The organism is Herbiconiux moechotypicola (assembly GCF_024979255.1).
In the GTDB taxonomy this organism is placed as follows: domain Bacteria; phylum Actinomycetota; class Actinomycetes; order Actinomycetales; family Microbacteriaceae; genus Herbiconiux; species Herbiconiux moechotypicola.
On the sequence record NZ_JANLCN010000001.1, the window covers coordinates 279334 to 296465 of the forward strand.

Here is a 17132-nt window from a genome sequence, read left to right on the forward strand (position 1 = left end):
TCATCGACCGTATGGATGTTGACGCGGGACAGCCGGAGGAGGGCGCCGGCGCCTGGCGCGAGTTCGCCGAGTTCGACGCGGCCTCCCGCATCCGGGTGCCCGGCGAGCACGACGACAAGTACAGCCGCGGCGTGCTCGGGGTGATCACCGGTTCGGAGGACTACCCGGGCGCCGCGGTGCTCGGGGTGGAGGCGGCCGTGCACACCGGCATCGGCATGGTGCGCTATCTCGGCCCGCACCGCGCCGGAGACCTGGTGCTGCACGCCCGCCCGGAGGTCGTCACCCGCGCGGGCCGTGTGCAGGCGTGGCTCGCGGGCTCGGGGCAGGACCCGGCCACCCGCGAGCCAGCCACCACCGCCCAGCTCGACGAGGCGCGCGTGAGCGGCCGGCCCGTCGTGCTCGATGCGGGCGCGCTCGATCTGGCCGGCCACACCGTCGGTCCTGCGGTGCTGACCCCGCACGCCGGTGAGCTGGCGACCCTCCTGACGAGTCTGGGCGAGGCGGTCGACCGCGCCGGCGTCACCGCTCATCCGCAGCACTGGGCGGCCCGGGCCGCCGACGGCACCGGATGCACGGTGCTGCTGAAGGGGCGGGTCACCCACGTGTGCGCCCCGCTCGGTGCGGGGGAGGACGAGACCGCGCGGCTCGCGGTGCGCGTGACGGCGCCGTCGAGCTGGGCGGCGACCGCGGGCTCGGGCGACGTGCTCGGCGGCATCGTGGGCGCCCTGGTGGCGGCGCGGGCCGACGAGGTGCTCGCCGACCCCCGGGAGCTCGTGGGTCTTGCCGCCACCGGGGCCTACGTGCACGCCTGGGCGGCGGAGCGGGCCTCGGCGGGCGGGCCTCTGGCCGCGCTCGACATCGCCCGGGCGGTGCCCGCCGTCGTCGCGCGACTGGTGACCGGAGTGCGTCCGGCTTGACCCGCTCTCAGCTCGCGGGAACGGCCCTGTGCTGCTAGCTCGCGGGGACGGTGACGAGCTCCACGTCGATGTGGGCCGTGTCGTCGAGCTCGACGGGGCCGAGGCTGGTGGGGATGCCGTAGGAGCCGAGGTCGATCGGGATGCTGCCCGAGATGGTGCCCGTCTCGTCGTCGAAGTCGAGCTCGGCCTCGCCGGAGACCTCGTTGCTGATGCCGCGCAGGGTGAGCACGCCCACGATCGGCACCGCTTCGTCGGTGGAGCCGTCGTCGGGCAGGGTGACGGGGCTCGTGAGCACGAACGACGCCATCGAGTTGCCGCCGGTCGCCGCGATCAGCGTGTCGAACAGGGCGGCACGGGCCGGGTCGTCGCCCACCAGGGTCGACAGGTCGACCATGAACTCGGCGTCGGAGACCTCGTCGCCGGTCACCGAGATGCGCCCCGAGATGCGGTCGGTGCTGCCGCTGATCTCCAGGTCGTCGCCCGTGGTCATGCGGTAGCCCACGACGGAGTCGGAGTCGATGCTCCACGAACTCGTCTCCACGTCGCCCGAGGCGTTCTCGGGGGAGTCGAACACCGTGGGCACCACCTGCTGCAGGGTGGCGGTCATGTCGACCTCCGCACCCCGCGACACGATGGGCACCGCCACCACCGCGACCACGCCGACAGCCGCCACCCCGGCGATGAGGGCGACGGTGTATTTGGCAGGTCTGTTCACAGGCGGCTTCCGGATCGGGTCGGTCGTCCCAGTACATCAAGCGAAGGTGGTCGCAGCCTGGGAAGCGGCCGAGGACACGCCGCACCACCCCCGCTAGGCTGACGGTCGTGCCCTCCCGCCTTCGCCGCATCGCGGCCGGACAGCCCGCGCTGTGGACCGCGTTCGTCGTGGTGCACCTCTGGCTCGGCTACGACGGTCTGACGCATCCGAACCTCCCGTTCGGCGACGTCACCAACGTCTACCTCCCCTGGGTCGAGCAGTCGCTCGACGGCTACCGGCTCGGCATCGACGGGCCGTGGGTCTACCCGGTGCTCGCCTTCGTGCCGATGCTGGCCTCCCTGGTTCTCGGTCCCGGGCTCTACGGCATCGGCTGGATGATCATGGTCACGATCGCCGACGCGGCGGTGTTCTTCTACCTGGTCACGCATCCGCGCACCGGTGCCGCCGGGCGGGTCACCCGGGTGGCTGCCGCGTGGTGGTGGCTCGTCTTCCTGCTGCTGCTCGGCCCGGTCGCGGTCGGCCGCATCGACATCTTCACCGTCGATCTGGTCATCGGCGGGCTGCTTCTGACCGCCTCCCGGCCCGCGCTGGCCGGCGTGCTCCTCGCGCTGGCGACCTGGGTGAAGGTGTGGCCGGCGGCCGTCATCGCGGCGGTCGTGCTCGCCGTACGGCGGCGGATGCGCGTGGCGGTCGCCGCGCTCGTCACCCTGGTGGGCGTGGCGGCAGGTGCTCTGGCGTTCGGTTCGGGGCTCAACGCGTTCAGCTTCATCACCGAGCAGACCGGCCGCGGCCTGCAGGTCGAGGCGCCGGTGTCGACGTTCTGGCTCTGGGCGGCCCTGGCCGGCAACGGCTCCCGCGTCTACTACGACTTCGACATTCTCACATTCCAGGTCACGGGCCCCGGTAGCGATGCGGCCGCCGGGCTCATGACGCCGCTGCTGGTGGTGGCGGTCGCGGCGGTGCTCGTGCTCGCCTTCGTCGTCGTGCGCTCGGGTGCCGCCGCGAGCAGCGTGCTGCCGCCTCTCGTGCTCGCCCTCGTGATGGCGCTCATCGTGTTCAACAAGGTCGGTTCGCCGCAGTTCATGGTGTGGCTGACCGCTCCCGTCATCCTCGGCGTGGTCACACAGGGGCGCCGGTTCTTCGTGCCCGCCGTGCTGGCCTTCGTGATGGCGGGCCTCACCCAGATCATCTACCCGATCGGGTACGACTGGGTGCTCGGGCTCGACCCGTTCATGCTCTCCGTGCTGACGCTGCGCAACCTGCTGAGCGTCGCCATGCTCGCGCTCGCGGTCGTGCTGCTGTGGCGGGCACGCCGTCCGGGCGGGCCGACGCACCGGCTCGCGTCGGCGGCCCGATCGGGAGAGCTCACGACAGACATCACATCATCCGAGACGAGGAGCTGAATCATGCTGGTCGCATTCTCCGTGGCGCCCTCCGGCGGCGCCGCCCCCGACGGGGGCGTGCACGACGCGGTCGCCGCCGCCGTGAAGATCGTGCGCGAGAGCGGGCTGCCGCACCGCACCGACTCGATGTTCACGACCCTCGAGGGGGAGTGGGACGAGGTGTTCGATGTCATCAAGCGCGCGACCGACGCCGTGGGCGCCTTCGGGCCCCGCGTCTCGCTGGTGCTGAAGGCCGACATCCGCCCCGGCTACTCGGGCGAGATCACCGGCAAGCTCGACCGCCTCGAGACGGCCATCTCCGAACTCGACTGATCCCGGCCTGCCGCTATACGTCAGTCGGGCAGCGGCGCGTCGTCGAAGTCGTCGGCGGTCTGCCCGCCGAGGTAGTCGTCGCGGGGGAGCAGGCCGTCCTGGATGGCGCGCTTGCGGAGCGCCACCTTGGTGCCCACGTCGATGCCCACCATGCGGTACTTCTCGCGGATGCGCTTGAGGTACGACTTCGCGGTCTCTTCGGAGATGTCGAGCGCCTTGGCCACCTGCTTCACGGGCTCCCCACCGCCGTAGAGCGCCATCACCCGGCGCTCCTGAGCGCTCAGCCGCGGCGAGGAATCGAGGTCGTCGGCCGCGAGGGCCAGGTCGAGCTCGGTGGAGATGAAGCTGTCGCCCACGCTCGCCGCCCGGATGGCCTCCACGATCATGTCGGCCTCCTCGCTCTTCACGAGGTAGCCCAGCGCGCCGGCGGCGATGGCCTCGCGCACCACTGCGGGCTCGGAGTACGTGCTCATGAGCACCGTCTTCACGCCGGCCGACTTGAGCGCCTTGAGCTTCACCGACACGGGCAGGTTGTCTTTGAGGTCGAGGTCGAGCAGCACGACGTCGACCGGGAACTCGCCGTGGGTCAGCAGGTCGGGCCAGGTGGTGACGGCGGCGACCATCGAGATGTCGTCGGCGGCCCCGCGGATCCACTCGGTGAGGGCCCCGAGCAGCATCCGGTGGTCATCGACGATCGCCAGACGAATCGGCTCGCGCGTGCTGGGCACCTGGTCTCCTTCCGTGCGGATCATCTCGACGGATCCGGCACTACGACGTGGGCGTCGACCCGCACCCGAACGGAGCCCGAACGGGACTCCACCGAGTACTGGCCGACCCGAGAGAGGGCCGACCACACGGCCGGTTCGATGCGCCGGCGTGAGACGCCGCCGATCGAGACGACCATCGGGAGCACCATCCTATCGTCGGGCGCCACGCCGGTCTTCGCGGCAGGCCGTCCGATCTCGAGGTCGATGGTGGGAGTGGTGCGCACGGAGTCGTCGACCACCAGCCACACCGCCGAGAGCAGTCCGTCACGCTGCGACGGGGAGAGGTAGCCCGCGAGCCCCTCCTCGTCGACCAGCGTGACCACGGCTCCGAGGATCTCCGACTCGCGGAGGGCGTGCTGCAGCCAGCTCTCCGCACGGCCGGCCACGAGCATCCTGCGCAGGTCGGTGGCGAGTCGGCCGGCGAGCGCGGAGGACTCCCGGTCGAGCGGGAGGGGGATGCGCCCGGTCGCGACGTCCTGCAGCAGCTCCTCGGCGGCCAGGTCGAGCCGGGCGAGTTCGGCGGAGGCCAGCAGTCCGAGGCTGTAGCGCGGTGCCGCGAGCGCGCCCTCGGCGATGGTGCGGTCGAGCTCGCGCTGCACCATCGACCCGAACGAGCGCACCACGATCACGGCGGCGAACGGAGGCACGACCGTGAGCATGAGCTGGCTCACGGTCGTCGCCACCTCGGAGGGGAGGGTGAGGGCGAGCGCGCCGACGCCGAGCACGCCCACCGCCGTGAGCACGACCGTGACCGTGAACACCTCGGTGACCGGGCGGAACGTGACCGCCGCCACCAGGGTGGCGCCCACCCCGATGCAGGCGCTCAGGTACCCGCTGCCCGAGATCGCCAGGGCCATCGCATCGGCGGCGAGGGCGAGGACGTCGGCGGTCAGCACCGCGGCGAAGAGCCAGGTCGAGAGCGTGCCGCGGGCCCGCCGGGCAGCCACGACGAGGATGCAGAAGGCCAGCAGCACGATCGCCCAGGCCGCGACCGCCAGCGGCTGCACCCCGCCGGCCTCGCTCGAGCTCCAGCCCAGCGAGATCAGCCCGCGGCCGAGCAGGATGACGCCGACGATCACCGACCCCACGCCGAGGTAGCCGATCCCCAGCCGGGAGGTGCGGGCGAGGTCGTCGCGCAGGGCGTCGGCCGCACCCGACCCCAGGCGCCGGGCGCGCACGAGCTCGGTGAGCGCCCCGTCGGGCGGCACCCGCCCGGGAGACGACGTGTCGCCCCGGCTCACTTCGGAACCTCCAGCACCACCGTGGTTCCGGCGCCCGGCGAGGAGAACAGGCGCACTTTGCCCCCCACGTCGCGGATGCGCGCGATCACCGACTCCGCCAGGCCCAGCCGGCCGATGTCGACGTTCTCGAGATCGAATCCCACCCCCGTGTCGGTCACCATCGCCCGCACCGACACGTCGTCCTCCGAGATGGTGACGTCGGCGGTGCCCACCTGGGCGTGACGCCTCACGTTCTCAAGACACTCCGAGAGCGAGAGCAGGAAGGCGTCGAGCACGTGGCTGGGCAGGAGGATCTGGCCGCTGCCGTGCCAGGCCACCTGGAGCCCCATCCGCCCGAAGCGCTGCTTCACCGATTCCAGCGTGTGGCCGAGGTCGCCCGCCTCGACGGGTTCAAGCGTGTAGCCGCCCGAGGAACGCGGCATCGGTGTGCCGCCCAGCCGCAGCTGGCGCAGCAGCCTGGCGTCCTCCTCCGCCTGGTTGCGCAGCGCATCCGGGTTCACCCCGATGCCGGAGTGGGCGAGCAGGGTGAGCGTGGCCAGCACGGTGTCGTGCAGCAGCCGGGCGCCGTGCCGGCGCTGTGCCTCCACCTCGCTGGAGAGCCGCTCGGCGGCGTGCGCCCGGCCCAGGCGGGCCATGCCGGTGAAGGCGCGCCGCACACTGCCCGACAGCCACACCGAGCACACCACGAGCGCCAGCCAGCCCACGACGACGGAGGCGATCACGAACGCCGACCGGTCTGACCACCAGGTGGCGGCGGTGGCGAGGGCGACGACCGGCACGTAGCCCGGCAGCACCAGCCACAGCAGGCGCGGGGTCGCCGCGAGGGTGGGGATGAGGGAGGGGATCGCCGTCGAGGCGAAGAAGGTGACGGCGGAGGTGGTGGGCACATCGGTGATCGGCGGTGACGGGAGCAGGAACGCGGCGAGGGCCGCCAGCGCGATCACGAAGGTGGTGACCGGCCACACGGGGGAGCGCGAGTCGCCGAGCACGTAGTAGGAGACGCCGGTGAGCACCATGAGGGTGAGGCCGGGGAGCACCCGCACCGGATCGTCGAGGTTGGCCATCACGAGAGCGGCGACGGATGCTCCGGTGAAGAGCATTCCGAGGCTGCGCGACGTGCGCGTGAGCAGCTTGCGTCGTTCCCGCTCGGTCCTCGGCACTCTCGCATGATATCGCCTCGGCTGTGACGCCTGAGGTGGGTGCGACGGATGCATCGTGTCCCCTGAATTGGGGCGAGAGTATCTCGACACATGTCGGTAACGTCGAGTGCGACCCGGGGGGAATTGGCCGGGGAGTCGCAGGCAAGGCGGCTCCCCGGCCCCATTTCCTTCTGAGACCCGCCTCGGGCGCCCCGGGCCGGCCGGCTGCGACCCGATCAGCCGGTCGCGAGAAGCCTGCTGATCTCCCGCCCTACGACGTCGAATTCGATGAGGAATCCGTCGTGGCCGAAGCCCGACTCGATGACGACGGGCTCGTCGCCGTCGAGGGTGTGCGGAAGGTGCCGGGCGATCAGCTGCTGATCGGCCACGGGGAACAACCGGTCGCTGTCGATGCCGATCACCAGGGCCAGCGCCTGCACGCTCGCGAGCGCGGCGGCGACCCCGCCGCGACCCCGCCCGAGGTCGTGCGAGTTCATGGCCTCGACGAGCGTGATGTAGGTGTTGGCGTCGAAACGGCGGGTGAACTTGTTTCCGTGGAAGTCGAGGTAGGACTCCACGGCGAAGCGGCCGCCCTGGCCGAGCGGGCTGATGCCGCTCTGCCAGCTGCGCCCGAACCGCTGGTTGAGCTCGTCGGGGCTGCGGTAGTTCAGCAGCGCCATGCGGCGGGCCAGGGCCAGACCCTGGTGCGGGCCCTCGCCGTCGGCGGCGTCGTAGTAGTCGCCGCCCTGGAAGGCCGGGTCGGCCCGGATGGCCTGGATCTGCACCGAGTTGAGCGCGACCTGGTCGGCCGAGCTCGACGCCGGCGCGGCGATCACCGCGATGCGCTCCACCTGCCCGGGTGCCTGCACCGCCCATTCGAGCACGTGCATCCCGCCCATCGAGCCGCCGATCACCGCGAACCAGCGATCGATGCCGAGGCGCTCGGCGAGCAGGCGCTGCGCCCGGGTCTGATCGGCGATCGTGGTGTACGGGAAGCGGGCGCCCCATTCCGTGCCGTCGGGGGCGATCGAGGAGGGGCCGGTGCTGCCCTGACAGCCGCCCAGCATGTTCGGGGCCACCACGAACCAGCGGTCGGTGTCGATGGGGAGGCCAGGACCGACCAGGCCCGGCCACCAGCCGTCGGTCGGGTGCCCCGGCTCCGCAGGGTGGATGAGGTTCGCGTCTCCGGTGAGTGCGTGCAGCACCAGCACGGCGTTGTCGCGCGCCGCGTTCAGCGTGCCGTACGTCTGGTAGGCCAGATGCGCGTTCGGCACCACCCCACCCGCCTCGAACCCGAAATCGCCGATCGGGGCGAACAGCCGCCTCCCGACAGGATCACCCTCCCGCCACGCCCCCGACGCCGGCGGCTTCCCCAGCACCGACCGCACCTGCGCCTCGGTGATGAACCCGCTCGGAACGGTGTCTTCGTTGGTCTGCCAGTCCATGCTGTGCTTTCTGCTGCGCCGCCGCTTCTGCGGCGCAGCGCGACATGCGCCCGTGCGGTCGACCGGCGCGGCCTACGGTCGCACCGGTCGGCCACGCGGGCGCCTTGGGTCGTCAAGGTGGGGCCTCTCGCGGTCAACACCGCACTCCCCATTCTGGAAGAAATCCCCCCACTCCTCGCAATTGTTACGACGCCCCACCCCGCCGGCGAACTGCGAGCGCGGAGGTCATTCGTATCAGGCCGCTCCTGTTGTACCCAGGGTGAAGGCCCGGCCGCGAAGCGACCGGACCTTCACATGTCGCGTTTCGCCGGGCGAGGACCAGCGAAACCTGAGGGGGTCGCGCGCAGCACGACCCCCTCAGCAGCCAGCACAGCCCGCGTCCCCTCGAGAAAACTGTTAGACCGCGTTGGCCTTCACGGTCTCCCGCGCCGCCGCGAGCCCCTGCTCGAGGTCGGCCTTGAGGTCGTCGATGTTCTCCAGGCCCACGGACAGGCGCACCAGGCCGGGGGTGACGCCGGTGGTGAGCTGCTGCTCGGGGGTGAGCTGGGAGTGGGTGGTGGAGGCGGGGTGGATGACCAGCGAGCGCACGTCGCCGATGTTGGCGAGGTGGCTGAACAGGCTGAGGCTGTCGACGAAGGTGCGGCCGGCGTCGACGCCGCCCTTGAGCTCGAACGAGAGCACCGCGCCGACGCCCTTGGGGGCGTACTTGTTGGCGGCGGCGTACCACGGGCTCGAGGGCAGCCCGGCGTAGTACACGGTGGCGATGTCGTCGTGCGAGTCGAGCCACTCGGCGATCTCCTGCGCGTTCTGCACGTGGCGCTCGACGCGGAGTGAGAGGGTCTCGATGCCCTGGATGAGCTGCCAGGCGCTGGCCGGTGCGATGGACGAGCCTAGGTCGCGCAGCAGCTGCACGCGGGCCTTGATGATGTAGGCGATGCCGTCGCCCAGCACGCCGGTGTAGCTGGCGCCGTGGTAGCTCGGGTCGGGCTCGGTGAGGCCGGGGAACTTCTCGACGTTCTTCGACCACTCGAACTTTCCGCCGTCGACGATGATGCCGCCGATGACGGTGCCGTGGCCGCCCAGGAACTTCGTGGCCGAGTGCACGACGATGTCGGCTCCGTGCTCGATCGGGCGGATGAGGTAGGGGGTGGCGATCGTGTTGTCGACGATGAGCGGCACACCGTTCTCGTGCGCCACGCCCGACACCAGCTCGATGTCGAGGATGTTGATCTTCGGGTTGCCGATGGTCTCGGCGAAGAACAGCTTCGTGTTGGGGCGCACGGCGCGGCGCCACTCGTCGGCGTCGTCCTGGTTCTCGACGAAGGTGGTCTCGATGCCGAGCTTCGCGAGGGTGTACTTGAACAGGTTGTAGGTGCCGCCGTAGATCGACGACGACGACACGATGTGGTCGCCGGCCTGGGCGATGTTGAGCACGGCGAAGGTCTCCGCGGCCTGGCCGGAGGCGACCAGCAGCGCTGCTGTGCCTCCCTCGAGGGCGGCGACGCGCTGCTCCACCACGTCTTGGGTGGGGTTCTGGATGCGCGTGTAGATGTTGCCGAACTCGGCCAGCGCGAACAGGTTCTTGGCGTGGTCGGCGCTGTTGAACACGTAGGAGGTGGTCTGGTAGATCGGGGTGGCCCTGGCATTGGTGACGGGGTCGGGCTGCGCCCCGGTGTGGATCTGCTTGGTCTCGAACTTCCAGTTCGCGGCGTTCTCGCTCATCGGCTTCTTCCTCGACGTCGGGGATGGATCGGGTGGTTCGACCAGAAGCGTACGAGTGCGCCCGCGGCCGGTCAATCGGCGCGGACTCGCGGCGTAACGTGTTTCTCGGGGGTGAACAGCCATCGGGCCCGGGGTTCCACCAGAGGCCTGAACACCCGGCGCACCGGGGCGCTCGCGAGCGCGAGGGCGACCAGCACGCTGAACACGAGCATCGCCGGCAGCACCCACCACGGCTGCGGCCCGTCGAGCCAGCCGAACTCGCGGAACGGGTAGAGCACGAAGGAGTGCAGCAGGTACACGTACATGGTCGCCTGCCCCAGCTTCGCCACCGGCGTCTCGCGCCGCGGCATGAGGGCCAGGAACGCGAACAGCAGCACCGTCGCCAGCGCGATCGCGCCGAGCCGGAGCGCCCCCGCCCACCACTGGTCGTAGCCGAAGTCGGGGTACGCCTGCTCGAACAGCAGCACCCGTCGCACCAGCAGTTCGCGCCAGAGCGGCATGCCCGCCCCGATGACGACGGCCAGCGCGGCGAACAGCCCCACCGCGCATCCGCGCACGAGCAGCACCCGCCGCGCACTCGCCGCGAGCCACCACGATGTGACGGGCAGCTGGCGCAGACGCCAGCCGAGCACGAAGAAGGGCAGGAGCGCGAGGGTGCGGTCGGCCGCGAAGGTGCCGTCGATGGCGGGCAAGTACCCCGCCCCGATGGAGACGGCCACCGAGATGAGGAGGGGGAAGCGCAGGAGCGCCAGGTAGGGCAGCGCCACCCGCCACACGATGAGCGCGAGCAGGAACCACAGCGTCCACGACGGCGACGCCAGGTCGAGGGTCGCCGACCCCCGCGAGAGCCAGTGCACCCCCGTCCAGATGAGCTCGAAGACGAGGTAGGGCAGCACGAGATCGGTCACGATCCGCTTCAGCTGCTTCGCCCCCGGCGGGGTCGCCTTGGCGAAGTACCCCGCGACGGCCACGAAGACCGGCACGTGGAAGGAGTAGATGAACAGGTACACGCCGTAGGCCGCATCCGACTCGGCGATGAGCTTCAGGATGGCGTGGCCGGCCACCACGAGGGTGATCGCCACGAAGCGCGCGTTGTCCCAGAGGGGCACCCGCACCTTCGCGGGCGGTGCCCCACCCTGCGACGCGATCGGGACCGACACGAGAACAGACTACCGTTGAGGGTACGGAAGGGACCGGGGAGGTCCCGGTCGTGTGTGAGAGGACGCTGATGAAGCGTGCGGTCGTGACGGGTGCGAGTTCAGGGATCGGGGCGGCCACGGTGCGCGCCCTGCGAGGCCTCGGGTGGGAGGTCGTGGGCGTCGCCCGCCGCGCCGACCGGCTCGCGGCGCTCGCCGAGGAGACGGGCGCGGAGGTGTTCACCGCCGACCTCACGGTGCAGGCCGACGTCGACGCACTGCGCGACCACCTCGCGGCCACCGGCGGCGTGAACGTGCTGATCAACAACGCGGGCGGTGCGGCCGGTCTCGACACCATCGAGCACGGCAGCGATGCCGACTGGCAGTGGATGTTCGACGTGAACGTGCTCGCGGTCAAGCGGGTGACCGCCGCCCTGCTGCCGCTGCTGCGGGCCTCGGTCGAGCCGGGCGGCTCTGCCGACATCCTCACCGTGTCGTCGACCGCGGCGCACTTCTCCTACGAGGGCGGCGGTGGCTACAACGCCGCGAAGTTCGGCGTGCACGCGCTGGTCGACGTGCTGCGCCTGGAGGTGTCGGGCGAACCGATCCGCGTGCTCGAGGTGGCGCCCGGCATGGTGAAGACGGAGGAGTTCTCGCTCAACCGCTTCGGTGGCGACCAGGAGAAGGCCGATGCCGTGTATGCCAACGTGCCGGAGCCCCTGGTGGCCGACGACGTGGCGGCCACGATCGTGGCCATGCTCACCATGCCGCCGCACGTGAGCCTCGACCTCGTGATCCTCAAGCCCGTTGCGCAGTCCTCGGTGTACAAAGTGGCTCGCGGCCCGCTCACCGTCAAGACGAGCTGACCGGCTCCGGGTCGCCGAAGGCGAGCTTGGGCACGAACACGAGCAGCACGGCGGCCACGAACGCTCCGCCGGCGCAGATGGCCCACACCACCAGGTAGCCCGAGAGGCTCGACGCCGTGGCGGTGACCGCCGACGAGGCGCCCTGGATGAGCACCACCGCGAACACGGCCGAGGCGAACGATCCACCGATCGTCTTGGTCGTGTTCGTGAGCGCCGAGGCGATTCCGGTCTGGCCGATCGGTGCGGCCGCGGCCGCGGCCGCCGGCATCGCGCCGACCAGGGCCCCGGAGCCGAGGCCGGCGATCGCCATGTTCACGAACACCTGCCACACCTCCTGGTGGAAGGGCAGGAAGAGCCCGTAGCCCACGCCCACGAGCGCCGCCGCCCCGATGAGGGTGACGCGCGGCGTGGTGAGGCTCGAGAGCAGGGGGAACAGCAGGGCGCCGACGATCATCGACACCAGGTAGAGCCCGATGAGGTTCGAGATCGACGAGGCGTCGAGCCCGAGTCCGTAGCCGTTGGCCGGATCGGTGCCCGCGAAGGTGCTGAGCGGCGCCTGCGCGCCGAGGAGGCTGATGCCCACCAGACCCGCGGTGAGCTGCACAGGCCACATGGCGGGCTTGCGCAGCATCCTGAGGTCGATGGCGGGGTCGGGGGACCGCAGTTCCCACAGCCCGAACGGCACGAAGGCGGCGACGCCGGCCGCCACGAGCAGCCAGACCCACCAGGTCTCGGGTCCGTTGATACGCACGAACGTCAGGCCACTCGTGATGAGCAGCAGCGCGAGGGTGAGGAGGGTGAACCCCACCAGGTCGAGCTTGCGGCCGGGGGAGGGGGTCGACTCGGGTACGCCCAAGAGGATCACGAAGAACACCAGGGTCACGGCGATCGCCGGGATCATGAGGGTGACCGTGACATTCTGTCCGACGGCCTCGAACACGCGGCCGCTGGAGAGCGCTCCGATGATGGCGCCGGCTTCGAGCGCCACCACCAGCAGCCCCGCGGCGCGCCTGGTCTGCGAGGCGCCCCGCCCGGTGCGTCGCCCGCGGTCGAAGATGAGCGCCACCTCCAAGGGCAGCCACACCACGTAGAAACCCTGCAGCGCCCAGGCGAGGAGGAACGACGTGAAGTCACCCGCGGCCACCAGCCACCAGCTCGCGCCGGCGGTCACCACGGTCGCCACGAGCAGCATCCGCTTGTGGCCCACCATGTCGCCGATCTTGGCGAGCACCGGCACGACGATGGCGGAGAGCAGCAGCTGGGCCGCCTCGAACCAGTTGAAGTCGGCGTCGTGGATGCCGAGGTGCTGCACGAGGTCGGGGATGAGCGGCACGTAGAAGCCCTGCAGGATGCCGCTCGTGACCTCGACCAGGGCCAGGAACCCGATCAGTGACGCGGTGACGCCCACCGCAGAACCCCGCAACGACAATCTCATGTCCGGATGCTAGGCCATAGAATCGCCGTTATGAATTCTGAGCTCACGACCACCGAACAGACCGCGGCTCCGGAACGCGAGGTGCTCGGCTGGGAGCAGTTCGGAGAGGCCTCGCGGGTGCTCGCCCAGGAGATCGTGGAGTCCGGTTTCGTGCCCGACTTCGTGATCGCGATCGCGCGCGGCGGGCTCATCCCCGGCGGCGCCCTCGCCTACGCGCTCGGCGTGAAGAGCTGCGGCAGCCTCAACGTGGAGTTCTACTCCGACATCGAGGAGACCCTCCCCGAGCCCATCATCCTGCCTCCGCTGCTCGACAACGAGCCGCTCATCGGCAAGAACGTGCTGCTGGTCGACGACGTGGCCGACTCGGGCCGCACCCTGGCCCTCGTGGTGGAGCTGCTCGAGAAGGTCGACATCACCGTGAAGTCGGCCACCCTCTACATCAAGCCCCGCTCGGTGATCGCCCCCGACTTCTACTGGAAGACGACCGACCGCTGGATCGTCTTCCCCTGGTCGGCGCAGCCCCCCGTGAGCGCGGTATGAGCATCCACCTCGTCGGGGGCGGCTGGCCCGTCGAGGACGACGGTGCGGTGTACCGCGCCTTCTTCGACGAGATCGCCGCGCACGCCGAGGCTGCCGGCAAGCTCGAAGGGGCGCGGCTGGCCATCGTGCTGGTGCGCGACGGAGACGCCCCCGAGAAGTACGCCGAGGTGGTCGCCGCCTTCGAGCAGCTCGGCAAGATCGACCCGGTGCCGGTGCTGGCGCCCGAGAACGCGCCCATCGCACCCACGGCGTTCGCCGAGGTCGACGGGGTGGTGGTGTGGGGCGGCCTCACGCCCGCCTACCGGCAGTCGCTCGAGCCCGCGTTCGGCGAGCTGCGGCGGCTGGTGGCCTCGGGCGTGCCCTACCTCGGGTTCTCAGCCGGCGCCGCGATCGCGGCGGAGAAGGCCATCGTGGGCGGCTGGAAGATCGACACCGTCGAGATCGGTTCCGAGCACGCGGCCGAAGACCTCGAGCAGCTCACCGTGGGTGCGGGCATCGGCCTGATCGACCTCGCGGTCGACGTGCATGCCGCCCAGTGGGGCTCGGTGTCGCGGCTCATCGCCGCGACCGAATCCGGTGCGGTCGACGGTGGAGTGGCGATCGACGAGCACACGGCGCTCATCGTGGGCGAGGGCCCGCTGCGGGTCGTGGGACGCGGCAGCGTGTGGAAGGTCACCCCCGACACAGGAAGCGTGCGGGTGTCGACCGCCGGAGCCGACCCCGTGCCGGCGGCCGGCTGACGTGGCCGCGCGCTCGTTGACCGAGCTCGCCGCCGACGGCCTGCTCGACGGGGGGTGGGCGCGGGCGCTCGAACCGGTCGCCGGCCGGATCGCCGCGATGGGCGAGTTCCTCCGAGCCGAGCACGCGGCGGGCCGTCCCTCGCTTCCGGCGGGCGACGCGGTGCTGCGCGTGTTCCGCCGCCCCCTCGACGAGGTGAAGGTGCTCATCGTGGGCCAGGATCCCTATCCCACCCCCGGCCACCCGATCGGTCTCTCCTTCGCCGTCGAACGGCATGTGCGCCCCTTGCCGCGCAGCCTCTCGAACATCTACCGCGAACTGAACGACGACCTCGGCATCCCGCCCGCGCCGCACGGCGACCTCAGCTCCTGGAGCGACAACGGCGTGATGCTGCTCAACCGCGTGCTGACCGTGCGACCGGGTGCCCCCGCCTCGCATCGGGGTGCGGGGTGGGAGGAGGTCACGGCGCACGCCATCCGCGTGCTCGCCGAGCGCGACCGGCCGCTGGTCTCGATCCTCTGGGGTCGGGATGCGGCGGGTGCGCAGCCGCTGCTGGCGGGCCGCCCCGCGATCGCGTCCGCGCATCCGAGCCCCCTGTCGGCCAGCCGCGGCTTCTTCGGCTCGCGTCCGTTCAGCCGGGCCAATGCGCTGCTCGAGCAGCAGGGTGCCGCACCGGTCGACTGGCGGGTGCTCTGAGCGCGCGGGCTGGTTAGGCTGGGACGGTGCTGGAAGAGGAGTACCAACCGCGACGCAGCCTCCCGCGTGAGCTGAGGCCTGCCACCACCGAGCGTCCGCCGCTGGAGACCGCGTTCGAGTACGAACTGCGCGACGCGGTGGCGGCCGACCTGCCGTACATCCGCGAGATCTACAACCACTACGTGGCCAACACCGTCGTCACCTTCGACGAGGACGCGATGACGCTCAAGGAGTGGCGGCACAAGTTCGCGGCCGTCACGAAGGCGGGGTACCCGTTCCTGGTGGCGCTGTCGCCCACCGGCACCCTGCTCGGCTTCGCCTACGTGTCGGCCTGGAAGCAGAAGGCTGCCTATCGCCGTACGGTCGAGGACTCGATCTATCTCGGCCCGGCCGCCACGGGGAAGGGCCTCGGCAAGGTGCTGCTGGGCGAACTCATCGAGCGCTGCCGCGCCGCCGGAATCAAGGAGATCCTCGCGGTCATCGCCGACCAGGGCGCGGAGGCCTCGATCAGGCTGCACGAGTCGTTCGGGTTCACCGAGGCCGGGCGGCTGGGGCGGGTGGGCTTCAAGTTCGGCCACTGGCTCGGCACGGTGCTGCTGCAGAAGTCGCTGAAGTGACCGGGCCGGTCGAGATCCACGAGCTCACCGCTCTGGAGCAGTACGGCTTTCTGCAGCGTCGTGAGCTCTCGGTGCTCGAGGTGGTCGACCACTACCTGGAGCGCATCGAGCGGCTCGACGGCGGTCTGGGTGCGTTCCACACGGTCACCGCGGAGGCCGCGCGGCGGCGGGCGAGGGAACTCGACGGGTCTGATGACCGCACGGCGCCGCTCTGGGGGCTCCCGCTGGCCGACAAAGACCTCAGCCGGCGGGCCGGCGTGCGCACCACCTTCGGCTCCCGGCTGTTCGCCGACCACGTTCCCGAGACCAGCGACGAGCTGCCGCTGCAGCTCGACGCCGCGGGGGCCGTGAGCCTCGGCAAGACCTCGGCCCCGGAGTTCGGGCTGCCGAGCTACACCGAGAGCCTCGTGGCGCCGCCGGCGCGCGACCCCTACGACACCTCGCGCGGCGCGGGCGGTTCCAGCGGCGGGGCGGCCGTGGCGGTGGCGGCGGGGTTGCTGCCGTTCGCACCGGGCTCCGACGGCGGCGGATCGATCCGCATCCCCGCCGCGGCCTGCGGTCTGGTGGGGCTGAAGCCCTCCCGCGGGCTCGTTCCGGCGGGTTCGGGGCTGGACTCTCTGGCGGGGCTCGCGGTGGCGGGCCCGATCGCGCGCACGGTGACGGATGCGGCGCTGCTGCTCGACGGCATGATCGCGCGAGCCGGCGACCGCATCCGCCACACCCACACCCTGCGGCCACCGGTCGACGACGACGGACTGTTCCTCGGTGCGGCCGTGCGGGGCGAGGGCCGGTTCCAGATCGCGGTGAGCACGAGCTCGCCCTGGGCGACCGCCTACGAGATCGAGATCGCTCCCGAGGCCGCGGCCGCGCTCGACGCGGCCCGCGACGCGCTGGTGGCGCTCGGTCACGGCATGGAGGAGCTCGAGCTCGACCCTGCGCCCGAGTACCCCGAGGCGTTCCGAGCGGTGTGGCAGGCCGGCGCCTCGCAGATCCCCGCCGACGATACGACCGAGCACCTGCTCGAACCCCTCACCCGGTGGCTGCTGCACCGCGGGCGTGCGCTGCCCGCGTCGGCGCTGGTGCGCGCGCTGGCGACTCTCTCCGCGTTCGAGCGGTCGCTCATCCGTCAGTTCGCCCCCTACGACGCGGTGCTCACACCGACCCTCGCGATGACCCCCCGGCCGATCGGCTGGTATGACGCGCACGACGGCGAGCACAACTTCGCGCAGCAGGTGCAGTACACGCCGTTCACCTCCTTCGTGAACGCCTCGGGGCTGCCGGCGATCACGCTTCCGGTGTCGATGACGGCCGAGGGCTTGCCGATGGGCGCGCAGCTCATCGGCCGGCCCGGGGGAGAGTCGACGCTGCTGGCGCTGGGGCGTCAGCTCGAGCGGCGACTGCGCTGGGAACGGGTGCATCCGCCCCAGTGGTGAATCGGGCCGG

General features: G+C 71.2%; 17 protein-coding genes. 9 read left to right on the forward strand and 8 right to left on the reverse strand.

Annotated elements, in window-relative coordinates; translation table 11 throughout:
• Window positions 1-11 precede the first annotated feature (11 nt).
• Complete coding sequence (locus N1031_RS01320) at window positions 12-917, forward strand: ADP-dependent NAD(P)H-hydrate dehydratase (RefSeq protein WP_259477780.1); 906 nt, start codon at window positions 12-14, stop codon at window positions 915-917.
• 34 nt (window positions 918-951) lie between these two features.
• Here the strand turns inward: N1031_RS01320 and N1031_RS01325 are convergent, their stop codons facing one another.
• Entirely contained in the window at window positions 952-1632 is a 681-nt protein-coding gene (locus N1031_RS01325; RefSeq protein ID WP_259477781.1) for a YceI family protein, read from the reverse strand.
• Between the two features lie 107 nt (window positions 1633-1739).
• On the opposite strand from N1031_RS01325, the gene N1031_RS01330 reads away from it, so the two are divergent.
• Both N1031_RS01330 and N1031_RS01335 read left to right on the forward strand, forming a co-directional pair.
• On the forward strand, window positions 1740-3035 hold the full coding sequence (locus N1031_RS01330; RefSeq protein ID WP_259477782.1) for a glycosyltransferase 87 family protein: 1296 nt from the start codon (window positions 1740-1742) through the stop codon (window positions 3033-3035).
• A gap of 3 nt (window positions 3036-3038) precedes the next feature.
• Window positions 3039-3347, forward strand: coding sequence for a thiamine-binding protein (locus N1031_RS01335; RefSeq protein WP_259477783.1), 309 nt, complete (start codon window positions 3039-3041; stop codon window positions 3345-3347).
• Between the two features lie 20 nt (window positions 3348-3367).
• Here N1031_RS01335 and N1031_RS01340 read toward each other — a convergent pair whose 3' ends face one another.
• The 6 genes from N1031_RS01340 to N1031_RS01365 all read right to left on the reverse strand — a co-directional run bounded on the left by N1031_RS01340 (window position 3368) and on the right by N1031_RS01365 (window position 10821).
• A complete protein-coding gene (locus tag N1031_RS01340) occupies window positions 3368-4075 on the reverse strand; it encodes a response regulator (protein ID WP_259477784.1) in 708 nt (235 codons plus the stop codon).
• 20 nt (window positions 4076-4095) lie between these two features.
• Window positions 4096-5355 (reverse strand): hypothetical protein, encoded by a 1260-nt coding sequence (locus tag N1031_RS01345; protein WP_259477785.1) that lies wholly within the window; start codon window positions 5353-5355, stop codon window positions 4096-4098.
• Window positions 5352-6515 (reverse strand): sensor histidine kinase, encoded by a 1164-nt coding sequence (locus N1031_RS01350; RefSeq protein ID WP_259477786.1) that lies wholly within the window; start codon window positions 6513-6515, stop codon window positions 5352-5354. The genes N1031_RS01345 and N1031_RS01350 overlap by 4 nt, the downstream gene beginning before the upstream one ends.
• A 215-nt stretch (window positions 6516-6730) precedes the next feature.
• The gene (metX, locus tag N1031_RS01355) at window positions 6731-7939 is read right to left on the reverse strand and encodes a homoserine O-acetyltransferase MetX (protein ID WP_259477787.1); all 1209 of its coding nucleotides are present in this window, start codon (window positions 7937-7939) and stop codon (window positions 6731-6733) included.
• 396 nt (window positions 7940-8335) lie between these two features.
• Window positions 8336-9661, reverse strand: coding sequence for a bifunctional o-acetylhomoserine/o-acetylserine sulfhydrylase (locus N1031_RS01360; protein ID WP_259477788.1), 1326 nt, complete (start codon window positions 9659-9661; stop codon window positions 8336-8338).
• Window positions 9662-9732: 71 nt separating this feature from the next.
• The gene (locus N1031_RS01365; protein ID WP_259477789.1) at window positions 9733-10821 is read right to left on the reverse strand and encodes an acyltransferase family protein; all 1089 of its coding nucleotides are present in this window, start codon (window positions 10819-10821) and stop codon (window positions 9733-9735) included.
• A 68-nt stretch (window positions 10822-10889) separates the two neighbouring features.
• Between N1031_RS01365 and N1031_RS01370 the strand changes: the two genes are divergently transcribed.
• Entirely contained in the window at window positions 10890-11663 is a 774-nt protein-coding gene (locus N1031_RS01370) for an SDR family oxidoreductase (RefSeq protein WP_259477790.1), read from the forward strand.
• Here N1031_RS01370 and N1031_RS01375 read toward each other — a convergent pair.
• Window positions 11650-13098, reverse strand: a complete 1449-nt coding sequence (locus N1031_RS01375) for an MFS transporter (protein WP_259477791.1) — start codon at window positions 13096-13098, stop codon at window positions 11650-11652. The genes N1031_RS01370 and N1031_RS01375 overlap by 14 nt on opposite strands.
• Window positions 13099-13128: 30 nt before the next feature.
• Between N1031_RS01375 and N1031_RS01380 the strand changes: the two genes are divergently transcribed.
• The 5 genes from N1031_RS01380 to N1031_RS01400 are packed head-to-tail and all read left to right on the forward strand — an operon-like array spanning window position 13129 to window position 17122.
• Window positions 13129-13638, forward strand: coding sequence for a phosphoribosyltransferase (locus N1031_RS01380; protein ID WP_259477792.1), 510 nt, complete (start codon window positions 13129-13131; stop codon window positions 13636-13638).
• Window positions 13635-14378: a Type 1 glutamine amidotransferase-like domain-containing protein gene (locus tag N1031_RS01385; RefSeq protein WP_259477793.1), complete on the forward strand. Its 744-nt coding sequence runs from the start codon at window positions 13635-13637 to the stop codon at window positions 14376-14378. Before N1031_RS01380 ends, N1031_RS01385 begins: the two co-directional genes overlap by 4 nt.
• Before the next feature lies 1 nt (window position 14379).
• Window positions 14380-15072, forward strand: coding sequence for a uracil-DNA glycosylase (locus tag N1031_RS01390; protein ID WP_259477794.1), 693 nt, complete (start codon window positions 14380-14382; stop codon window positions 15070-15072).
• A gap of 26 nt (window positions 15073-15098) precedes the next feature.
• Window positions 15099-15689 (forward strand): GNAT family N-acetyltransferase, encoded by a 591-nt coding sequence (locus N1031_RS01395; RefSeq protein ID WP_259477795.1) that lies wholly within the window; start codon window positions 15099-15101, stop codon window positions 15687-15689.
• The gene (locus N1031_RS01400; RefSeq protein WP_259477796.1) at window positions 15686-17122 is read left to right on the forward strand and encodes an amidase; all 1437 of its coding nucleotides are present in this window, start codon (window positions 15686-15688) and stop codon (window positions 17120-17122) included. Before N1031_RS01395 ends, N1031_RS01400 begins: the two co-directional genes overlap by 4 nt.
• Window positions 17123-17132 lie beyond the last annotated feature (10 nt).

Bases quoted from the DNA above. Each gene is read 5' to 3' on its own strand.
- N1031_RS01320 (WP_259477780.1), top strand. From the start codon at position 12: ATGGATGTTGACGCGGGACAGCCGGAGGAGGGCGCCGGCGCCTGGCGC.
- N1031_RS01335 (WP_259477783.1), top strand. From the start codon at position 3,039: ATGCTGGTCGCATTCTCCGTGGCGCCCTCCGGCGGCGCCGCCCCCGAC.
- metX (WP_259477787.1), bottom strand. From the start codon at position 7,939: ATGGACTGGCAGACCAACGAAGACACCGTTCCGAGCGGGTTCATCACC.
- N1031_RS01360 (WP_259477788.1), bottom strand. From the start codon at position 9,661: ATGAGCGAGAACGCCGCGAACTGGAAGTTCGAGACCAAGCAGATCCAC.
- N1031_RS01370 (WP_259477790.1), top strand. From the start codon at position 10,890: ATGAAGCGTGCGGTCGTGACGGGTGCGAGTTCAGGGATCGGGGCGGCC.
- N1031_RS01375 (WP_259477791.1), bottom strand. From the start codon at position 13,098: ATGAGATTGTCGTTGCGGGGTTCTGCGGTGGGCGTCACCGCGTCACTG.
- N1031_RS01380 (WP_259477792.1), top strand. From the start codon at position 13,129: ATGAATTCTGAGCTCACGACCACCGAACAGACCGCGGCTCCGGAACGC.
- N1031_RS01385 (WP_259477793.1), top strand. From the start codon at position 13,635: ATGAGCATCCACCTCGTCGGGGGCGGCTGGCCCGTCGAGGACGACGGT.